General features: G+C 72.4%; 5 protein-coding genes. 3 read left to right on the forward strand and 2 right to left on the reverse strand.

Annotated features, from left to right (window positions below; translation table 11 throughout):
- Window positions 1-870: aminotransferase class I/II-fold pyridoxal phosphate-dependent enzyme (locus tag AB0E96_RS36935; protein ID WP_359830537.1), on the reverse strand; the 870-nt coding region annotated here is incomplete at its 3' end.
- A gap of 177 nt (window positions 871-1,047) precedes the next feature.
- Between AB0E96_RS36935 and AB0E96_RS36940 the strand changes: the two genes are divergently transcribed.
- Genes AB0E96_RS36940 through AB0E96_RS36950 form a run of 3 tightly spaced genes read left to right on the forward strand, consistent with a single transcriptional unit; the run spans window position 1,048 to window position 4,476 of the window.
- Window positions 1,048-1,500 carry a type VII secretion target gene (locus tag AB0E96_RS36940; RefSeq protein WP_359830538.1) on the forward strand — a complete coding sequence of 151 codons (453 nt, stop codon included), beginning with the start codon at window positions 1,048-1,050 and terminating at the stop codon, window positions 1,498-1,500.
- A 31-nt stretch (window positions 1,501-1,531) separates the two neighbouring features.
- Entirely contained in the window at window positions 1,532-3,796 is a 2,265-nt protein-coding gene (locus AB0E96_RS36945) for a hypothetical protein (protein ID WP_359830540.1), read from the forward strand.
- 8 nt (window positions 3,797-3,804) lie between these two features.
- Complete coding sequence (locus AB0E96_RS36950; protein WP_359830542.1) at window positions 3,805-4,476, forward strand: hypothetical protein; 672 nt, start codon at window positions 3,805-3,807, stop codon at window positions 4,474-4,476.
- Window positions 4,477-4,537: 61 nt separating this feature from the next.
- Here AB0E96_RS36950 and AB0E96_RS36955 read toward each other — a convergent pair whose 3' ends face one another.
- Window positions 4,538-6,154 (reverse strand): hypothetical protein, encoded by a 1,617-nt coding sequence (locus AB0E96_RS36955; RefSeq protein ID WP_359830545.1) that lies wholly within the window; start codon window positions 6,152-6,154, stop codon window positions 4,538-4,540.
- Window positions 6,155-6,322: the final 168 nt, after the last annotated feature.

Consider the following 6,322-nt stretch of genomic DNA (forward strand, 5'->3'; position numbering starts at 1 on the left):
CGCGGCCAGGGCGGCGCCGGCGGCGGCCGGGGCGAGGCCGGTGTCGAAGATGAAGGTGCGGGCGGTCTCGGTGAGGTGCCGGATCACCCGGCGCGGGCCGAGGACGGCGCCGCCCTGCGAGCCGAGCGACTTGGAGAGGGTGGCGGTGGCCACGACGTCCGGCTGCCCGGCCAGCCCGGCCGCCGCGAGCGCCCCGGTGCCGCCGGGGCCGAGCACGCCCAGCCCGTGCGCGTCGTCCACCAGCAGTGCGGCGCCGTGCGCGCGGGCGGCTTCCGCCAGCGCGGGCAGCGGGGCGGCGTCGCCGTCCACCGAGAACACCGAGTCGGTGACCACCAGCGCCCGCGGCTGCGCCCGCCCGGCGAGTGCCTCGGCGACCGCGGCCGGAGCACTGTGCGGGGCCCGGTGGACGTCGGCGCGGGAGAGCCGGCAGCCGTCGATCAGGGAGGCGTGGTTGTACGCGTCGGAGACGATCAGGGTGTCCGGGTCGGTGAGCGCCGTGAGCGCCGCGAGGTTGGCCGTGTACCCGGAGGAGAACACCAGGGCGGCCTCCACTCCGCAGAACTCGGCCAGCTCCGCCTCCAGTTCGGTGTGCAGCGCGGTGGTGCCCGTCACCAGCCGCGAGCCCGTCGAACCCCCGCCCCAGCGCAGCGCCGCGTCCGCCGCCGCCCGGGTGACCACCGGGTGCCTGGTCAGCCCGAGGTAGTCGTTGCCCGCGAGGTCCAGCACCGGGTCGTCCGCCGGCCGGCTGCGCAGCGTGCGCGTCAGCCCGGCGTCGGCCCGCATCGCGGCCGTCTCGTCGAGCCAGTCGAAGACGTGGGCGGGGGCGGCGGAGGCGGCGGTACGCGGCTCGGCCGCGAGCGGATGGTTCATGCCCGGCACTCTGGCATGCCGCCGGGTGCCGGGCAATGTGCGGATCGGCACAGTCCCGACCGGCCGTTCTTGTCCTCGTTCACCAATCGTTAATCGGATATCAACATCCAAGACACCGAAATCCCGACCCAGAAAATAGTATGATCTACGCCGATCTTTATCGGGGGGATACGCAAAATGACCGACCTCGAATTCGAGCGTCGCATGAATCCATGGCTCTTCGACGACAAGGGAAACCTCACCGAAGAGGCGAAGAAGCAGTTCCCGGACCTCGCCGGAGCCAACGCCGCGCCGGTCTCGCTGAGCCCGGCAGGCGGCGGGAAGACCGTGGCGGTGAACCCCGGCGTGCTCCAGCAGGCCGCACAGAACGCCCTCGCCCTGCGGGACGCCGTCAAGACCGAGTGCGACCAGCCGGGCGAGCACGTCAACGCCGCCGCCGGGTCGCTCAAGGGCTGGAACCTCGGCGGCGCGCTCACCGCCGCCTGGGGCACCTGGACCAGCCAGTCCACCGCACTGCAGAGCACCGTCGGCGACATCGGCACCAACCTCCGGACCACGGCCCAGAGCTACAGCCGGGCCGACTCGGACATCCAGGCCGGATTCGACAAGCCGCAGGGCGCCGGAAACTAGTCGCACCACAATCGGGGGAAGCACCACCACCATGGTGACGTTCAGCCAGCTCAAGCAGATCGACCTCGGCAGCCTCGCCTCCGCGGCCGGCGACTTCGAGAGCCTCGTCCGCAAATGGGACCTCACCCAGCGGATGCAGAACGAGGTCATCGGCACCATCCAGCAGTCCGGCTGGCACGGTGACGCCGCCGGCCTCGCCAACGCCAAGCTCACCTGGGCCCGCGACCAGATCCACGCGGCCTTCGAGGAGGCCTCGGCCCTCGCCAAGACCCTCCGCGACGCCCACACCGAAATCACGGCCGCCAAGAAGGACCTCACCACCGCCGTGCAGAACGCGACGCACGAGGGCCTCACCGTCGATGACGAGGGCGCGGTGCACTGGCCCCCGGCCACCAACCAGGCGGACAAGAAGGACCCCGAGTACGCCAACAGCTGGAAGGCCAAGGCCGAGACCGCCGCCAAGGCCATCGGCGACGCCGTCGACCGCGCCACCGAGGCCGACCAGGACGCCTCGCGGGCTCTGGGCGACGACACCGGCAGCGACGGCACCGCGTTCAACGCCCACCCGGTCGGCGGCATAGCGGAGGAGGAGGCCGCCGCGGCCACCTACATCCTCGGCCTCGGCGGGCAGGCGAGCGACGCCCAGCTCAAGCACCTCCAGGACATCCTGGACCACCACAACGCCGACCCCCGGTTCGCCACCATCTTCTACGGCAACCAGGACCCTGCGGCCTTCATGGCCAAGTACGGCGCCATGGCCCAGAGCGGCGACTTCGCCGGCAGCCCCGCCCGCAGCGCGACGATCAAGGGCATCCAGAAGGATCTGGGCCTGACCCTGGCCACCGCGACCGACACCCGGCAGCCGCTGCACGTCTCGGACGAGTGGGAGACCAGGTTCCGCGCCGCCGGCGCCAAGCAGATCCCCGTCCCGGCCGGCGCCGACCCCGCGCACAGCCCCTACGGCTACCAGATCATGGCCAACCTGCTGCGGAACGGGAAGTACGACGACCACTTCCTTGTCCCGGTCGCCCAGCACATCACCCAGCTCACCGAGGAGAACCCGATGCGCTGGGACGCGGCCACCAAGGCCACGTACCCGTTCACCGAGCTCGCGTTCATCGGCGTGCCCGACAAGGACGGGAACATCAGGGGCCTCAACCCGATGTCCGCCGTCCTGGAAGGGCTCGGCCACAGCCCCGAGGCCGCCACCAGGTTCTTCCACGACGCGCCGGCCACCTTCAACCCGGACGGCACCGTCAGGAGCACCGGCGGCGAGAACACCTACCTCAAGACGCTCACCGACCCCGGCTCGCGGTCCCTGCTGCTCGACCAGCAGTACCCGCCCCGGCCCAACCCGGGCACCGCCGACCCGTTCGACGTGGGCGCCCTGGGCCACGCCCTGGAGGCAGCCACCCTGGGACGCCCGTACGACGCGCCGGACGCGCCGCTCCCTCCGCACAGCAAGGAGATGGGCGAGGTCATGAAGGCCGTGGTCGACCGGTTCGGCGGCGAGAACGGCGCGGCCCTACTGAAGGGGGACTCGGCCCTCTTCGGCAGTCTCAACCCCGCCCTCGGGGACATGACGGCGTCCTACATGGGGGATGTCCAGCGCTCCATCAGCCCGACCACGATCGACCTGCCGTCGAGCGGGGTCCCCATCGCCTTCGACACCACGAACACCAAGGACCTGCTCGCCACCCTCGGGCGCGACCCCGAGGCGTTCGCCGCGATCGCCACCGCACAACAGGCGTACACCACGGCCCAGATTCAGGACGTCATCGCGCATGCGTCGGACCACGGTGACTTGGACGCCGCCCTCAAGAACGTCGTCACACCTGGCGGCCAGGTCGCGGGCATCCTCACCAGTGCCAAGGCCGACGAGATCCACACACAGCACCACCAGAGCGACGCGGCGTACAACCAGGCCATCGACGAACGGGCTGGCTGGGTCAAGAAGGGGTGGGAGCTCACGGGCGGCAAGGCCCTCGGGCTCGTCCCGGTCCCCGGTGTCAGCGGTGTGGGGGACTTCGCGGTGGACAAGCTCATCTCATCGGTGTCGGCCTCGTACAAGGTCGACACCACCAGCCAGGCCCAGCACGAGGCCAGCAGCGCGGCCGGCCTCTCCATGAAGCAGACGTCGGACGCCGCGGCCGACGCCGTCCGACAGGCGGCCACGTCGGCCGGGCTCGATCCGAGGCTGATCAGGGACATCGCGCCGAGCGCCGGCGACGACGCCGTCAACGGCTTCAAGACCGGAATCGCCGACTACAACTTCGCCAAGGGAAACGGGAGCTGACTTCAATCATGGTCGACGTCGCCCATCTCGTACCGCACTCTCCCGACGGACCGCCCCGGCGCCGCTCCCGGGTCCGTCCCTGGCACGGCGCCGTCGCCCTCACCGTGGTCGCCGCCGTCGGCGGCGGGCTGTGGGCCTGGAAGCCGTGGCAGTCCGTCGAGCTGCCGCAGAGCGCCTGCTGGGGTGTGCTCGACCGGGAGGCGATCCGGCCGTTCGTGGGCAGCGACGGAAAGGCGGTGGCCCACGTCCAGGGGGAGCTGTCGGCGGCCGAGCCGCTCGCCGAGTGCACGGTCTCCTGGTCGCCCAAGGGGGGACTCGCGGCCGTCGACGCCACGGTGATGCGCACGGACGACGCGCTCCACCAGCAGGACCAGGCGCGGATGGCCGACGACATCGCGCGGGGCAGGGCGACGGAACTCCCGGTCGGGGATCAGGCGAAGAGCTGGGTCGACCCGGTGAACGCCTCGCTGATCTTCCCCTGCCCCGTTCCCGAGGCGGGGCGGCGCACCAACGTCTCGATCCTGGTGACCGGCGACCCGCAGGTGCCCGCACGCCCGGCTCGGGAACTGGTCCAGAACCGGGCGGACTTCATCCTCGAGCTGGCGAAGGAGGTCGTCCGGCGGGAGGGCTGCCCCGACGTGCACCTGGTCGACCACGCCACCGCCGTCCCGCCCCGGTGACGCGGGAACGTTCCCGGACCGGGAGCCGGTCCGGGAGCGTTCCCGGACCGGCACCGGGCGCTCAGAGCGGCAGGCCCTGCCAGCCGCCGAGGCCGGTGGCCGAGGTACCCGCGCGGAAGTAGACCCGGCCGTCGGTGCCGATGGCGAGGACGTGGAGGGCGCCGGCGCCGTCGACGACCGCCGTCGGATAGTCGAGGACGGTGCCGCCGAGGTCCTGCCAGGTGCCGTAGCCGGCGTTCGGGGCGGTCTGCGCCGTGGTGCTCACGCCGCCGCCGCGGTTGCGCTCGAACAGGACGACCCGGCCGCCGAGGGTGGCCGCCGCCGGCTCGCCCACTCCCCCGTGGCCACCGAGGTTGGCCGGGTTCTGGGCCCAGGATCCGCCGGGCCGGACCTGGTGGCTGACCAGCATCGCGCCGGTGCCGACCTCCCGGTAGGCGAGTTCGATGCGGCCGTCCTGGTCGAGCGCGGCCTTGGGCGGGCCGGCCGGGCGGGCGTTCGGGATCTGGCCCGGGCCGCTGAAGGCGCCGTTCGGGGCGCCCTGCCACCAGCCGAGGATCCCGCTGCGCGTGGCGGCGAACACCTCGATCGCCCCGACGCCGTTGCGGATCGCGGTGACCGGGTCCTGGAGGTCGGTGCCGCCGAGGTCCGCCCAGGTGCCCGCCCATCCGCCGCTCGGGGCGGTCTGCCAGGTGCTGCTGAGGCCGCCCCCGCCGTTCTTGACGAAGAGCTCCAGCCGCCCGTCCTGGTCGTTGGCCACCACGGGCACGCCGACCTGGGCCTCGTTGCCGAGTCCGGCGTTGGGGTTGCCGTGGTCGACCCAGGCGTCCTGCCACGCCCCGTTCGGCGCGGCCTGCGGCAGGGAGACGATGTGGTGGTCGGTGAGGCGCCGGGCGAAGACCTCCAGCCTGCCGTCGGCGTTGGTGCCGACCGCGACGCCGGGCGCCAGCCGCCCGCCCGGGTCGGCGAGCCGCAGCTGCCCGCTCCAGCTGCCGTCGGTGCGGCGCCACTGGGTGTGGAGGGCGCCGGCCCGGACGACGAAGACCTGCGGCCGGCCGTCCTGGTTGAGCCCGGCCCAGGAGGTGCCCCGGGACCAGCGGTAGTACATCCGGGAGAACCAGGAGGCGGAGAAGTTGCCCGTCGAATGGTCGTGGCCGGCGTACTCGGAGAAGTGCAGGCCCTTGGTGCCGCTCGTCGTCGGGTCGAGGTTCACCGGGGCGTCGCCGATGTTGTAGTCCCGGTAGTTCACCTGGACCAGGTCGCCGCCGTACAGCAGGGCCGCCTGGCCGGCGAACTTCGCGGCGGTGACGTGGTCGCCGTGGTCGCCCGAGTAGCGGGTGTCCGGGAGTTCGTCCTGGGCCCGGAGCACGGTGGGCCGGTAGGTCTCCATGATCTGCCGCAGCACCTCGACCACGTCGGCGGCCGTGTAGGTGGACGGCCCGGGCAGCGGGCTGCCGACCGGGACGACCGTGGTGTCGGTGCCGCCGTTCAGCACCTTGACGAGCCCGGCGTCGTGCAGGTTGAGGAAGAGCAGGTGCACCGGCCGGTCCTCGAGGACGTACCGTTCGACCTGCTTGCCCGCGACCGTCCAGGCCTCGACCGTCCAGTGCCCGACCTCGTCGGTGTTCGGGTCGGTGTCGCCGGCCCCGGCCATCCGGGAGTAGGCGTTGACGGCGCCCATCTGCCGGTTCCAGGTGCGCAGCGGCTCGCCGGCGGTGTCCCAGCAGACGGTGGAGCACGGGTCGCCGGTCCCGTCACGTCCCGCAGCACCATCGCCACGTCGACCGCCGTGTCGGAGACCAGCGTGAGGCGGAACGCCACGATCGAGTGGGTGTAGACGTCCAGGGCC

The sequence above is a fragment of the Kitasatospora sp. NPDC036755 genome (genome assembly GCF_040636595.1).
Classification (GTDB): domain Bacteria; phylum Actinomycetota; class Actinomycetes; order Streptomycetales; family Streptomycetaceae; genus Kitasatospora.